11 protein-coding genes are annotated in these 13,237 nt (G+C 71.9%); 2 read left to right on the top strand and 9 right to left on the bottom strand.

Annotation, left to right across the window (positions count from 1 at the left end; all coding sequences use genetic code 11):
* Positions 1-107 precede the first annotated feature (107 nt).
* From ACIHAR_RS08975 to aceE, 5 genes are all read right to left on the bottom strand, one after another.
* A complete protein-coding gene (locus ACIHAR_RS08975) occupies positions 108-698 on the bottom strand; it encodes a YceI family protein (RefSeq protein ID WP_365457539.1) in 591 nt (196 codons plus the stop codon).
* Between the two features lie 143 nt (positions 699-841).
* The gene (locus ACIHAR_RS08980) at positions 842-1,588 is read right to left on the bottom strand and encodes an SDR family oxidoreductase (RefSeq protein ID WP_365457542.1); all 747 of its coding nucleotides are present in this window, start codon (positions 1,586-1,588) and stop codon (positions 842-844) included.
* Positions 1,589-1,783: 195 nt separating this feature from the next.
* Entirely contained in the window at positions 1,784-3,484 is a 1,701-nt protein-coding gene (locus ACIHAR_RS08985; protein WP_400018235.1) for an FAD-dependent oxidoreductase, read from the bottom strand.
* A gap of 247 nt (positions 3,485-3,731) precedes the next feature.
* Entirely contained in the window at positions 3,732-4,628 is an 897-nt protein-coding gene (locus tag ACIHAR_RS08990) for an RNA polymerase sigma-70 factor (RefSeq protein ID WP_400018109.1), read from the bottom strand.
* A 219-nt stretch (positions 4,629-4,847) separates the two neighbouring features.
* Positions 4,848-7,529, bottom strand: coding sequence for a pyruvate dehydrogenase (acetyl-transferring), homodimeric type (aceE, locus tag ACIHAR_RS08995; protein ID WP_365457548.1), 2,682 nt, complete (start codon positions 7,527-7,529; stop codon positions 4,848-4,850).
* 360 nt (positions 7,530-7,889) lie between these two features.
* Between aceE and ACIHAR_RS09000 the strand changes: the two genes are divergently transcribed.
* On the top strand, positions 7,890-8,333 hold the full coding sequence (locus ACIHAR_RS09000) for a cupin domain-containing protein (RefSeq protein ID WP_365457551.1): 444 nt from the start codon (positions 7,890-7,892) through the stop codon (positions 8,331-8,333).
* Positions 8,334-8,508: 175 nt separating this feature from the next.
* Positions 8,509-9,438 carry a UTP--glucose-1-phosphate uridylyltransferase gene (locus ACIHAR_RS09005; RefSeq protein WP_400018112.1) on the top strand — a complete coding sequence of 310 codons (930 nt, stop codon included), beginning with the start codon at positions 8,509-8,511 and terminating at the stop codon, positions 9,436-9,438.
* A gap of 97 nt (positions 9,439-9,535) precedes the next feature.
* Here the strand turns inward: ACIHAR_RS09005 and ACIHAR_RS09010 are convergent, their stop codons facing one another.
* Genes ACIHAR_RS09010 through ACIHAR_RS09025 form a run of 4 tightly spaced genes read right to left on the bottom strand, consistent with a single transcriptional unit; the run spans position 9,536 to position 13,132 of the window.
* Positions 9,536-10,474: a hypothetical protein gene (locus ACIHAR_RS09010; protein WP_365457557.1), complete on the bottom strand. Its 939-nt coding sequence runs from the start codon at positions 10,472-10,474 to the stop codon at positions 9,536-9,538.
* The gene (locus tag ACIHAR_RS09015) at positions 10,471-10,959 is read right to left on the bottom strand and encodes a hypothetical protein (RefSeq protein WP_400018115.1); all 489 of its coding nucleotides are present in this window, start codon (positions 10,957-10,959) and stop codon (positions 10,471-10,473) included. Before ACIHAR_RS09015 ends, ACIHAR_RS09010 begins: the two co-directional genes overlap by 4 nt.
* Entirely contained in the window at positions 10,959-12,185 is a 1,227-nt protein-coding gene (locus tag ACIHAR_RS09020; RefSeq protein ID WP_400018117.1) for a macrolide family glycosyltransferase, read from the bottom strand. The genes ACIHAR_RS09015 and ACIHAR_RS09020 overlap by 1 nt, the downstream gene beginning before the upstream one ends.
* Positions 12,182-13,132, bottom strand: a complete 951-nt coding sequence (locus tag ACIHAR_RS09025; protein ID WP_400018119.1) for a patatin-like phospholipase family protein — start codon at positions 13,130-13,132, stop codon at positions 12,182-12,184. Before ACIHAR_RS09025 ends, ACIHAR_RS09020 begins: the two co-directional genes overlap by 4 nt.
* Positions 13,133-13,237: the final 105 nt, after the last annotated feature.

The following is a 13,237-nucleotide window of genomic DNA, read 5'->3' on the forward strand; positions in this document are numbered from 1 at the left end:
CTCTCTGCCTGCTTTCATCCCTTATGACCGGATACCTGGTGAAGATGTGACACGCACGCAAAGAGAGAGCACGCGGAGGGGAAAGGAGAGGAACGAGTCCGCGTCCTTCAGTCGGCGACTGCCCGGTTCCACCGCACGGCGCAGATGTCGAGGATCAGCTCCAGTTCGTCGCTGACCAGGGCCCCACCGGCGGCCAGGGCCGCGCTCCGGCCGAGTCCCCGGCCGGAGGGACGCAGGGTGGCCGCGCCCGCGAAACCGACGCGGTCGCGCCCGAGGGCGTCCCGGCTCGCCCCACCGAAGGCGAGGTCGATGCGGAGGGGCAGCTCGGCGTCCTTGACGCGCAGGTGTCCTGCCAGGCGGAACCGGTGGTCAGCGGCATCGAGGATGCCGGAGGAGCGGAAGCTCATCAGGGGGAACGTCGCGGAGTCGAGGAAGCCCGGGCCCGTCACCTGCGCGTCGCGTTCCGGGAGACCCGTGTCGGCACTGCCGGTCTGGACGCTGAAATGGGCCTCGGACCGGCTGAGGCGGGACCCGTCGAGTTTGAGAATTCCCTCGAAGGCGGTGAATTTCCCGCGCACATGGGTGGCCAGGGCGTGCCGGGCGGAGAAACCGATGGTGCTGTGGGCCGGGTCGATGACGTAGACACCGGTCGGCCCTTCACAGGAGGGCGCAGGAAAAAGGGTGCGGCGGTTGTACATGGCGTGCCGGATCTTTCGTGCCGGAGTCCCGGACGGGAGGGAATTCCGGCACATCGAGGTCATGCGGTCGAATGCAGGTCGGCCCGTGTCCCGGACCGGAGCACAGCGGGGCCCCTGCCGACGGCAGGGGCCCCGGTGAGGTCCTACGGCTGCTGTGCCAGCCAGTCGGCGAACCTGGTCTTGGCGATGTCCGCGTCCGGACCCGGCAGGAGCGTCGTCTCCTGCAGCTGGGCACCGGAGTACGGGGCGTGCGGGTCCGTGACGACCGTGCGGGGGTCGTTCTTGTCCGCGAGCCCCTTGCGGATGATCTCGTCGAGCTGGAACACGTCGGGGCCCGCGATCTCCACCACGCCGTTGACCGGGGCGCCGACCGCGGTGCGGCCGACGGCCGCGGCCACGTCGTCGGAGTGGATGGGCTGGATCTTGACGGGGGCCAGACGCACGGTGTCGCCCTCGGTCGCGATGTCGGCGATCCCCTTCATGAACTCGAAGAACTGCGTGGCGTGGACGATGGAGTAGGGCATGCCGGACGCCTTGATCAGTTCTTCCTGGGCCTGCTTGGCGCGGAAGTACCCGCTCTCCTGGAGGCGGTCGGTGCCGACCACCGACAGCGCGACGTGGTGCGTCACGCCCGCCTCGGCCTCCGCCTCGAGGAGGTTGGCCGTGGAGGTGCGGAAGAAGTTCATGACGGCCTCGTCCTCCCACGACGGGGAGTTGGACACGTCGACCACCACCGACGCGCCCTCCAGGACCTCGGCGAGCCCCTCGCCCGTCAGGGTGTTGACGCCGGTGTTGGGCGCGGCGGCGACCGCCTCGTGCCCGTGCTCGCCGAGCTTGCCGACCAGCTTGGAGCCGATGAGCCCGGTTCCGCCGATCACTACGACCTTCATGACAGATTCCTTCCGGAGGTTTTCACGGTGCGGCGCGCATCCTGGTGATGAACTGTTCGGCGGCGCCGCTCACATTCGGTCCGCATCAAGAGAGACAGAGCAAAGGCTGCGCTTGTGACACGCTTTTCGCGCATCGAGGAAATGCTCTCCGCGCGCGTATTCAGGTGCGCGCACACGAGACGCATCGCCGGTATGTCATTCGGCGAGCTTTCCTTCGGTCGAGACCTCTTCCATCAGAGAGGCGATCTCGTCCGGGACGGCCGGAATGCTTTCGCGGGTGACACCCGTCGTCGGCGACCACACGAGGTTGACCTGCAGCGCGGGATCCATGTCGGGGAAGTCGCTGCGGTTGTGACAGCCACGCGTCTCGCGACGCTCCAGTGCCGCTTCGAGGGTGGCCCGGGCCGCCAGGGCGGCGGACCTGAGGTCGAAGGCGTGCGCGAGGTCCTGGTAGCCGGCGATGTCCGGGTGGACGCCGACGTCCTCCATCCTCTTCTCGATCACCGCGAGTTCCGCCAGCCCGGCACGCAGGCCCTCCTCGTCGCGTACGACGCCCGCGTGCTCGGTCATGGTGTTGCGGATGGCGCGCTGCAGGGCGCGGACGTTCTCCGGGCCGTCGGCCGCGAGAAGGCCGTCGACCTCCGCGCGGGCCTCCGCGATCGCCGCCGCCGACCGGGGATGCGCGGTCAGCGACTCCGAGTAGGCGGCGGCCGCCCGGCCGGTGATCCGGCCGAACACCAGCAGCTCGATCAGACTGTTCCCCCCGAGGCGGTTGGCGCCGTGCAGACCGCTCGAGGCCTCCCCGATGGCGTACAGGCCGCGCACGTCGGTGCTGTGGTCCTCCGGGCTCACCCACACCCCGCCCATCGAGTAGTGCGCGGTGGGCGCGATCTCGATCGGTTCGCGGGTGATGTCCAGCATCTGCAGGTCCAGGAGCGTCTGGTATACGCGGGGCAGCCGCGTCATGATCGTCTGCCGCGGTAGGTGCGAGACGTCGAGCCACACGCCGCCCTTGGGCGTCCCACGCCCTTCCTTGATCTCCGTGTAGGAGGCCAGCGCCACGCGGTCGCGGGTCGACAGCTCCATGCGGTCGGGGTCGTAGCGGGCCATGAACCGTTCCCCGAGCGCGTTGCGCAGGATTCCGCCCTCACCCCGGGCGGCCTCGCTGACCAGGGTGCCGGCCGCGTTCTCCGGCTCGATGATCCCGGAGGGATGGAACTGCACCAGCTCGGGGTCGCGCAGACGCGCCCCGGCCTCCACGGCCAGACGGAAGGAGTCACCGGTGTTCTCGTCGCGCCGGGAGGACGTGCGCCGCCAGATACGGGTGTGGCCGCCCGCGGCGAGAATGACGGCGTCCGCGTGGATCAGGTAGCGCGTTCCGTCGGTCAGGTCGAAGCCGTACGCGCCGAAGACGGCGCCGTCGTGCACCAGGAGCCGGGTGATGTAGACGCCGTCGAGCACCGGGATGTCCAGCTGTTCCGCGCGCCTGACCAGCGTGCGCTGGATCTCCAGCCCCGTGTAGTCGCCGGCGAAGGCGGTGCGCCGGAACTTGTGCGCGCCGAAGAACCGCTGCGAGATGCGGCCGTCCTCCTCCCGGGCGAAGGCCATGCCGTAGCGCTCCAGGTCGTCGATGCCCCGGGCGGCGCCCTGGGTGACGATCTCGACCGTGCGCGGGTCCGCGAGCAGGTAACTCTCCTTGAGAGTGTCGGCCGCGTGCTGCTGCCAGCTGTCCTCGGGATCCATGGTGGCCAGCGCCGCGTTGATTCCTCCCGCGGCGAGTGCCGTATGGGCGTCCTCCTTGGGGCGCTTGCCGACCGCGAGGACGTCGATACCGGCCTCCGCCAGTTCGATCGCCGCTCGCAGCCCGGCGCCGCCGGTGCCGATCACCAGCACCATGGTGGAAAGACGTTGTTCGGTGATAGCCACGGTCTTCTCCGATCGCGGGGGTCTGTCATCCACTACGACCGGGCAGTCCCGGAATCTGTGACACCCTCGTCAGGGGCTGGACCGGGCCGGACAGGAGCACGTCGTCGACGTCCGTCTGAGAGGCCGGCGGGCGGTCGCCGGCGTCCTTTGTGCCGAGCGCTCGCCCCGGGGCCCGCCCGTGACCGGCCGGGTCAGGCGCGCGGGGGACGAGCTCGCCTCATCGGCCGAGGGAGGACACGTAAGGAGCCAGCTTGGCCGGATTCATGACCCACATGATGCGTTCGATGCCCCGTACCGACACATCGACGGACAGCAGAGCCACCGCCTGCCCGTCGGCCGAGACCAGGACGGCCGGCCTGCCGTTCGCCTCCACCCAGCGCACGTCCGCCTGGGGCCAGAAGCGAGGGGCGAAGGCGACGAGGTACTTGGACACGTGGGTACGCCCCACGACCGGGATCCTCGACGCGCCGCGCATCCCTCCGCCGTCCGCGTAGCTGACCACGTCCGCCGTGAGGACCTCCTCGAGCGCCGAGAGGCTGCCGGTCTGCGCCGCGGCGAGGAACACCTCCAGCAGCCGCCGGTGGGACTCGCGGCTGACCGGCTCCCTGCGGTCCGCCGAGAGGTGCTTGCGGGCGCGGCTCACCAGCTGGCGCACGTTGGCCTCGCTCGTCTCCAGCATGTCGGCGATCTGCCGGTACGGGTAGTCGAAGGCTTCCCTCAGCACGTAGGCGGCCCGCTCCACCGGGTTCAGCTTCTCCAGGAGGAAGAGGACCGCCAGATCGAGCGCCTCCGCCCGCTCCGCACCCATCTGCGGGTCCGCGCTCGTGTCGACCGGCTCGGGAAGCCAGGGCCCCACGTACGACTCGCGCCGCACGCGCGCGGACTGGGCGAAGTTGATCGCCAGACGGGCGGTGATCGTGGCGAGGAAGGCCGCCGGCTCACGGATGCCGGCACGGTCGGTGTTCTGCCACCGCAGCCACGCGTCCTGGACGATGTCCTCGGCTTCCACCGCACTGCCGAGCACGCGGTACGCGATGCCGAAGAGCCGCGGGCGCGCCGCCATGAACTGCTGCGCCGCCTGATCGAGGGAGTCTGCGTCATCCCCGGCGCGCATAAACATCCTCCAGTCTCGGATGACCATGCTACAAGCGGGCACGGCGGGTCGCGCGCCGCGCGGGGGCGGCGCAGGCCACGCCCGGCGCCCGCGTCCGCACCCGTCAACGCCGTACGGGCCGCCGGCCGGCACGGGGGGAGGCGGTCCGCTCGGGCCGACGAACGGACCGCCGCGCGGTTCCGCCGCCCGCGCGCCGTGCCGCAGGCGAGACGCCCGCTCCTACCGGCCGTAGCGGGCGCGCGCCCGGACCACGGTGTCCGGATCGACCGCGCCGGTCCGCGCCAACTGGTCCAGGGCGGCCACCACGATCGACTCGGCGTCGACTCCGAAGTAACGGCGCACCGCGTCGCGGGTGTCCGACAGTCCGAAACCGTCCGTCCCCAGTGACGAGTAGTCCCGCTCGACCCACTGGCTGATCTGGTCCGGCACCTGCCGCATCCAGTCGCTGACCGCCAGGACGGGTCCCCGTGTCTGCGACAGCGCCTCCGTCACGTACGGGACGCGCGTCTCACCCCGCAGCCGCGCGCTGTCGGCGTTCAGCGCGTCGCGGCGCAGCTCCGTCCAGGACGTCACCGACCAGACGTCGGCGTGGACTCCCCACTGGGACAGCAGGAGCTCCTGGGCCCGCAGCGCCCAGTGGATGGCCGTTCCGGAGGCCAGCAGTTGCATCCGCGGTCCCGCGTCATGGGGTTCGGCCCGCCGGAACAGGTACATGCCCCGCAGGATGCCCTCCTCGACCGACGCCCCGGTGGGCATGGCGGGCTGCCGCTTGGGCTCGTTGTAGACCGTCAGGTAGTAGAAGACGTCCTCGGGCTGGTCGCCGTACATCCGCCGCAGCCCTTCCCTGACGATCACCGCGATCTCGTACGCGAAGGCCGGGTCGTAGCTCACGGCGGCCGGATTGGTGGAGGCCAGCAGGTGGGAGTGACCGTCGGCGTGCTGCAGTCCCTCGCCCGTCATCGTCGTCCGGCCGGCCGTCGCCCCGACGACGAAGCCGCGGCCCAACTGGTCGGCCAGGGCCCAGAACTGGTCGCCGGTGCGCTGGAACCCGAACATGGCGTAGAAGATGTAGAAGGGGATCATGGGTTCGCCGTGCGTGGCGTACGACGTCGCCGCGGCGGTGAACTCGGCCAGCGACCCGGCCTCGGTGATGCCTTCGTCGATGAGCTGGCCGTCCCGGGACTCCTTGTAGTGCAGCAGCTGATCGGCGTCGACCGGCTCGTAGTTCTGACCCAGCGGCGAGTAGATCCCGGCCGTCGGGAACAGCGACTCCATGCCGAACGTACGTGCCTCGTCGGGGACGATGGGCACCCAGCGCCGCCCCGTCTCCTCGTCGCGCATCAGGTCCCTCACCAGGCGGACCAGAGCCATGGTGGTGGCCACCTCCTGCTTGCCGAAGCCCTTGCGGAGGGCCTCGAAGGGGCCGGACGGCGGCTGCTTCAGCGGCTTGGCCACCACCCTGCGCACCGGCACGACGCCGGACAGGGCGGCACGCCGGTCACGCAGGTACCGGACCTCCTCCGAGTCCTCCCCGGGGTGCCAGAACGGCACCTGGTCCCCACTCAGCGCGCTGTCCGGGATGGGCAGCTCCAACGCGTCGCGCAGCGCACGGAACTGGGACATCGTCAGCTTCTTCATCTGGTGGTTGGCGTTGCGGGACTCGAACTCCGCACCCAGCGTGTGTCCCTTCACCGTCTGCGCGAGGACGACGGTGGGCCCGCCCCGGTGCTCGACGGCGGCCCGGTAGGCGGCGTGGACCTTGAGGGGCTCGTGCCCGCCCCGGGAGTTCTCGAACAGGTCGGTGAGCTGCGCGTCGCTCAGGTCCGCGGCCATGCGGGACAGCGCGTCCCCGGTGAAGAAGTGCCGGCGGATGTAGCCGGCGTCCCGCGCGGCGTACGTCTGGAGCTGGGCGTCGGGTATCTCGCCCAGGCGGCGGACGAGGGAGCCGTCGGCGTCCCGCAGCAGCAGGGGGTCCCAGGCCTCGCCCCACAGCGTCTTGACGACGTGCCAGCCCGCACCGCGGAACCGGGCCTCGAGCTCCTGCACGATCTTGGAGTTCGACCGTACCGGGCCGTCCAGCCGCTGCAGGTTGCAGTTGACGACGAAGGTGAGGTTGTCGAGACCCTCACGGGCGGCGAGTTCCAGCGCGGCCGTCGACTCGGGCTCGTCCACCTCCCCGTCTCCCAGGAAGGCCCACACGCGCGACCCGGAAGTGTCCTTGATCCCCCTGTTGTGCAGATAGCGGTTGAATCGCGCCTGGTAGACGGCGGAGAGCGGGCCGAGCCCCATGGAGACGGTGGGGAACTCCCACAGCCACGGCAGGCGCCTCGGGTGCGGATACGACGGCAGGCCGTGCCCGTCGGCCTCCCGCCGGAAACCGTCCAGCTGCTCCTCGCGCAGCCGGCCCTCCAGGAACGCCCGCGCGTAGATGCCGGGTGAGGCATGCCCCTGGAGGTACAGCTGGTCTCCGGATCCGTCGCCGTCCTTGCCCCGGAAGAAGTGGTGGAACCCGGTCTCGTAGAGCCAGGCGGCGGACGCGTAGGTGGAGATGTGGCCGCCGAGCCCCAGCCGGGAACCGCGGGTGACCATCGCCGCCGCGTTCCACCGGTTCAGCGCGGTGATGCGGGACTCCAAGGCGAGGTCGCCCGGGTAGGCCGGCTGGGACGAGGCCGGGATCGTGTTGATGTAGTCCGAGGACAGCAGCCCCGGGAGGGCCACTCCGGACCTGGTCGCGTACTCGTGCACCCGCCGCAGCAGGTACGCGGCGCGTTCGGGCCCGGCGTGCCGGATGACGGCGTCGAGGGAGGCCTGCCACTCCCTCGTCTCCTCGGTGTCACGGTCGGGTATCTGGTCGAGCTCACTCGTCGAGGTGGGCTCTGTGGGCCGGGTGGGGTCGCTCATCGCGGCTTGCTTTCCTGTCGAGGCGTGGGGGAGGGGAGGACGGACGGCGTCCGCGGCCACGAGCGCGCCGCCGGCCGTCCGCAGGAGGTGTGGTCGGACCGCCGTGTCCGCGCGCGTCAGGGCCGCGCCCCCGGTTCGGGCTGAAGGGTGTGTTTCCAGCACACCATGTGCCCTGACGTACGACCGGACGCGCACCACTGTTGTGACACCGAACGGGGCAGTCGACGGCGCGACCTGTGTCACACATCCCGCCGCTGCCCGGTCTCCACTGAGGGACGGCCGAGCCGCACCGGCGTCACCACCCGGCGGCGGCGCACCGTCCGCTCCGATGCAGGGCGACGACCACGGAAGGTGCACATCATGTCGACCAAGGAATCAGCGGGCGCGAGCGACGAGAAGCCGCGCTCCGACACCTGGATGACCGCGGCGACGATGCTGCAGGACGTCACGCCGCCCCACATCCCCGAGGGGGCCTCGGGGATGACCGTCCTCATCGAGTGGCCGCCCGGCGATCCCGGCACGCCTCCGCACCGTCACACGGGACCGGCTTTCGGATACGTGATCGAGGGCGAGGTGCGGTTCGAGCTGGAGGGGGAGCCGGAACGCGTCGTCAAGGCCGGCGAGACCTTCTGGGAGCCGGGCGGAGACGTGATCCACTACCAGGACGGCAACGCCCGGGACGACGCGCCCTGCCGGTTCGTCGTCACGATGCTGTGCGCGCCGGGTCAGCCGATGCTCACACTGGTCGACGAGGAGGAACTGGCGCAGCGGGCCCCTCTGCGTGCCCCGCGCCCCGTGAGCTGACCCCCGGCTTCCCGGACCGACGGACCGGTGCCGCGGGCGCGGACCCGGCGGCGCCGGGGGGCTCGGGCCTGCGGCGGGCGCATCGGACGACCGCCATGGGCCGGGGCGGGCGTTGGTAGCGTCGAAACGTGCCGTGCCGGCCGGCCCGGTGTGCCGCTCGACCGAGAGAGTTGTGATGTCCCCGACTATTCGCAGGGCCGTGATCCCCGCTGCCGGACTCGGCTCCCGACTGCTGCCCCTGACGAAGGCGATTCCGAAGGAGATGCTCCCGGTCGGGGACAAGCCGGTCATCGAGCACACCGTGCGTGAGCTGGTGGACTCCGGCATCACCGACATCACCATCGTGGTGTCCGGCGGGAAGAGCCTCATCCAGGACCACTTCCGCCCCAACCCCGCCCTCGTCGAACAACTCCGCAAGGACGGCAAGACGGCCCACGCGGAGGAGGTCGAGGAGGTCGCGGAGCTCGCCCGCCAGGGCCACATCACCTACCTCGACCAGTACGGCCCGTACGGCAACGGCACCCCGGTGCTCAACGCCGCCCGCGCCTTCGGCGACGAGCCGGTGCTGGTGCTGTGGCCCGACGACGTCTTCGTGGCCGAGGTCCCCCGCGCGCAGCAGCTGATCCGCGCGTACGAGCAGACCGGCTGCCCGGTGCTGGCCCTCCTGCCGATGGACCCCACCGAGTCCCAGCGCTACGGCGTGCCCATCGTCAAGGAGGACCTCGGCGGCGGCCAACTGCGCATCACCGGTCTGCTCGAGAAGCCCGAGCCCGCCGCCGCCCCGTCGTCGTACGCGGCCATCGGCGGCTACGTCGTCACCCCCGGCATCATCGACGAACTGCGCGAGCAGACCCGCCGCTGGTACGAGCACAGGACCGGCGAGGTGTACCTGACCGACGCCATCAACGCCTATGCCTCCACCCGCGCGGTCTACGGACAGGTCATCGAGGGCCGCTGGTACGACACCGGCAACCCGGCCGACTACCTGGTCGCCCAGATGGCGTTCGCCCTCGCCCACCCGGAGTACGGCCCTCGCCTGCGGGGTCTGGTCGCCGGGCTCGACGTCGACCGCGCTGCCGCCCCGCAGGCGCAGACCAGCACCTGAGCCGCCCGCTCGCGGCGGAGACGCCCGGACAGGGCCCGGCTGCGCGCCGTGCGTGCGCGTGCCGGGCCCGTGCGCCGCACGCTCCGCCCGCGGCCCCTCAGGGCAGCGGGTTGTCCGTCGTCGCGGTCGCGCCGTGGCGGGCGCGGATGATCGAGACCACGGTGTCGGTCGTGCGGTCGAGGTGGCTGCGGCCGTCGGGCAGCCGCGCCCCCGGGCTGATGTAACTGCGCGGCCCGAGGTGGGTGGCCGGATCGAGCCGGTGCACGGTGAGCCTTCCGGCGCGGCGGGCGCGGTTCCATCCGCTGCGGCGCAGCAGGCGCCACCGCTGGGGGAACATCCAGGTGCCGACCCGCTCGATCCGGTCGCCCGCACTGGTGAGCTGATGCACCTGCTCGGCATGGGTGAGGTCGTTCGCGCCGTTGTGGAACCCACCGAGCGTGATCACCGTGAGCGGGGAGCGCAGCTGGGTGTGCAGTTCCTCGACGGCGCCCGTGGCGACCTGGGCGCCGCCGCTGTAGCTGAGCAGCACCACGGGGACACCGCTGCCGGGCCGGTAGCCGGCGAGCCGGAGCTGCGTGGCGATCTGGGAGCCGACGGCCCGGTTGTACAGGGGCCGGTACCGGTGGTCGGCGGCGACGAAGATCTGCATGACGTTGTGCAGGAACAGCAGCAGCCCGACGTGGCGGCGCAGCCACGCCCACACCGGCCGGTCGGCGAGCGGGTCGGCCAGCGGCGAGTAGGGCTGCACCTGGCCCAGCACACGCAGCTCCGGCGCCGCGGCGATCACGGCCTTGACCAGCTGGCCGCCGTCCCGGGTGTCGCGGAAGCGGCGCTTGCCGATGCCGTCCAGGTACACCAGGTAGGCGTCCGGGGGGCTGTCGGCGGCCGCACCCCGGGCGTAGGGCACGCCGTCCGGGAGCGCGGTGACGGGGGTGCGCCAGCCGGCGCTGTACGCGAGTACCTCGTAGCGGGCCAGCAGGGCTTCGGCGAGCAGGGCCGGTCCGAGCGCGCAGACCCACAGCAGGTAGTCGTTCATATGACCGGCTCCTGTGCGGGGGACGCGCTGATCCTCACGACCAGACGCCGAACGGCCTCCACGGCGACGCCGAGACCGGCCCCGGCGGCGGCCACGCAGCCGGCGGCACCCCACCAGCCGAGCCCGGTCGCCGCCGCGAGCGGGCCGGCCAGACCGGCCCCGACCCCCACGAAGAGCAGCAGGTGGAGCAGGGGCCCCAGCAACGGGAACGCGAGGACGGCGGAGAGCATCAGCGGGGCCACCATGCGCGGCGTCCACGTCAAGCCGTCCCCCGGCGGTGGGGAGGAGAGCACCAGTTCGGCCAGGGTCCAGGCGGTCAGCGGCCACAGCGCGAACACCACACCCTCGACGAGTCCGGCGGGCAGCAGCAGACCGGCCACCAACGTCCGCGACATGCCGGGCCGGCGCGCCACCAGGGGCAGGATGCGCCCGGCGGCCTCCGACAGCCCGGCGAACAGCAGCAGGACGATGACGCCCGGGGCCATCACTCGGCCCGCCGTGACGGATCGGTGGGGGCGGGCCGTCCGGCCGAGCCGGCCGCCGACAGGTACCGCTCGAGTTCGTCGGCGGCGCGCCGATATCCGCCCCCCTCGTGCTGGGCGGCCCGCAGGGTGCTCGCGGCTGCCCGGAACCGGGAGTCGTGGAGCAGGCGCCGGGCGAGAACACGCACGGAGCCGTTCGCGGCGTCCTCGGTGCGGGTCGACAGGCCGGCGCCGAGCTCGACGACGCGACGGGCCACCATCGGCTGGTCGGCGCCCTGCGGGACGACCAGCATCGGGACACCGGCGTACATGGCCTCGTTGACGCTGTTCACCCCGCCGTGGGTGACGAACAGCGCGGCGCGGGCCAGCACCTCCGGTTGCGGTACGGAGCGGCGGACGAGCACGTTGGCCGGCAGGGGCCCCAGCGCGTCGGGATCGGTCTGACCGGTGGAGACGATCACGGTGCCGCCCAGCGGGGCGAGCGCGGTGGCGAAACCGCGCAGCAGCCGGGGGCCGCCGTCGAACACCGTGCCCAGGGAGGCGTACAGCACCGGATCACGGAGCCGGTCCGCCGGGAACGACGGGTCGGCCGGGCGGGCGCCGATGCTCGGACCGACGAACCGGTAGGACTGGTCGAAGTCCTCGACGGCCGGCTGGAACGCCCGTGAGGTGTAGACCAGATTGAGCGGCTGCCGCACGTTTCCCAGGTCGAACAGCGGCAGACCGCGTGCGTCGAAGCGGCGGTGCAGCTCCCAGCGGGCCCTCACCAAGCCCCGAAGGCTGCGGGGCCGTTTGATCGCCTCGACCAGCAGGTCCCACGAGGCGCGGGTGGGGCTCGGGACATGCCGGTTGAAGGCGAACGTGGTGAACGACGACGCCGCCGGAACCCCGAGTTCGCGGGCGGCGACCGCGCCCCACAGACAGGCGCTGTCGTGGACGACCAGGTCGGGCCGGACCCCGCGCAGATCGTCGAGGACGGCCGGCACCAGGCGTACGGCGGCGCGCGCCAGGCCCTCCATCAGCGTGATCGGCGTGGGCGGATCGGGGAGCGGCTGGTCTCCGCCGGGATAGAGGTACACGGTCGCGCCGGTGGCCTCGATCTCCTCACGGAACGCGGGCGAGGTGTGGTAGGTGACGGTGTGGCCGCGCCGCACCAGCTCGGCCACGACCGGCAGCGTCGGGTTGACGTGCCCGTGCATGCCGATGTTCAGGAACGCGATGGTGCTCACAGGGCGTCCTCCCAGAAGGAGGCGGCGGATGCCCGGCCCGGGCCCGCGGATGTCGCCGAGGCGCCGTCGACCCGGTACAGACCCGGCCCGCCGATCCGCAGCCCGTCGAGGAAGCGGCCCGCGGCGAGGGCCGCGGTGCTGATGAGCCGCTGGGAATGGCCGAAGTCCCACGGGGCGGGCCAGGCGTCGATGCCGGTCGGCAGCACGACGGTCGGGAGGTGCCGGGACACCTCGTGCAGGTCACGCTCGATCTGATGGCGCAACAGCAGCAGACCGGCCCTGGCGGCGATCGCACTGGCACGTCGGCGCGGATCGACGGGCCGCAACGGCGAGCTCTCCGGCCCGGTCGCCACCACCACCACGCTGGCCGCCCCGGCCTGCTGGGCCGCCAGTACCGGGACGTAGGCGACCACTCCGCCGTCGACGAGCGTGCGTCCCTCGCGATCCACCGGTGGCAGCATCCCGGGAATGGCCGCGCTGGCCAGCAGCGCGGACTCGAGGTCCCCGTGGTCGAGCAGCGCCGGGGCACCGGTGTCCAGGTCCATGGCCACGGCGGTGAACGGGACCGCCAGTTGCTCGATCCGCGAGGGCAGCCCGGAGCGGGCGATCAGCCGGCGCAGGCCGCGATCGGTGAAGACACTGGCCCGTGAGGACAGGTAGCCGAGCGGATACACCTCACGGCGGCGCAACTGGGTCCACACGTGGTCCAGCCACGGCGCGGCCCTGTCGGGGTGGGCGGCCGCGATGGACCCGTTGAGGGCACCCACCGAGGTTCCGATGATCATGTCCGGTACGAAGCCGCGCTGCTCCAGCGCGTACCCGACACCGACATGCGCCGCTCCGAGCACACCGCCGGCGCCCACCACCACGGCCACCGGACGGGGGAGCGCGCTCAGGCCCGCCGACGGGTCCCCGGTCGACCGTGTCGGCGGAAGCGTAACCCTCATGATCCACCTCTCTCCTCACGCATCGGGCCGGCTTCCGAAAAGGGCCCCGACGCACTGACGGGGGCATGCGTGACCACAGGGCCGCGCGGCGTCGGCTCACTCGGT

Origin of the sequence: Streptomyces sp. NPDC052016 (assembly GCF_044548445.1) — a bacterium.
Lineage (GTDB): Bacteria > Actinomycetota > Actinomycetes > Streptomycetales > Streptomycetaceae > Streptomyces.

Coding starts and splice junctions, on each gene's coding strand:
- ACIHAR_RS09000 (WP_365457551.1), top strand. CDS start 7,890: ATGTCGACCAAGGAATCAGCGGGCGCGAGCGACGAGAAGCCGCGCTCC.
- ACIHAR_RS09015 (WP_400018115.1), bottom strand. CDS start 10,959: ATGGCCCCGGGCGTCATCGTCCTGCTGCTGTTCGCCGGGCTGTCGGAG.
- aceE (WP_365457548.1), bottom strand. CDS start 7,529: ATGAGCGACCCCACCCGGCCCACAGAGCCCACCTCGACGAGTGAGCTC.
- ACIHAR_RS08985 (WP_400018235.1), bottom strand. CDS start 3,484: ATGGTGCTGGTGATCGGCACCGGCGGCGCCGGGCTGCGAGCGGCGATC.
- ACIHAR_RS09025 (WP_400018119.1), bottom strand. CDS start 13,132: ATGAGGGTTACGCTTCCGCCGACACGGTCGACCGGGGACCCGTCGGCG.
- ACIHAR_RS08980 (WP_365457542.1), bottom strand. CDS start 1,588: ATGAAGGTCGTAGTGATCGGCGGAACCGGGCTCATCGGCTCCAAGCTG.
- ACIHAR_RS09005 (WP_400018112.1), top strand. CDS start 8,509: ATGTCCCCGACTATTCGCAGGGCCGTGATCCCCGCTGCCGGACTCGGC.
- ACIHAR_RS08990 (WP_400018109.1), bottom strand. CDS start 4,628: ATGCGCGCCGGGGATGACGCAGACTCCCTCGATCAGGCGGCGCAGCAG.
- ACIHAR_RS08975 (WP_365457539.1), bottom strand. CDS start 698: ATGTACAACCGCCGCACCCTTTTTCCTGCGCCCTCCTGTGAAGGGCCG.
- ACIHAR_RS09010 (WP_365457557.1), bottom strand. CDS start 10,474: ATGAACGACTACCTGCTGTGGGTCTGCGCGCTCGGACCGGCCCTGCTC.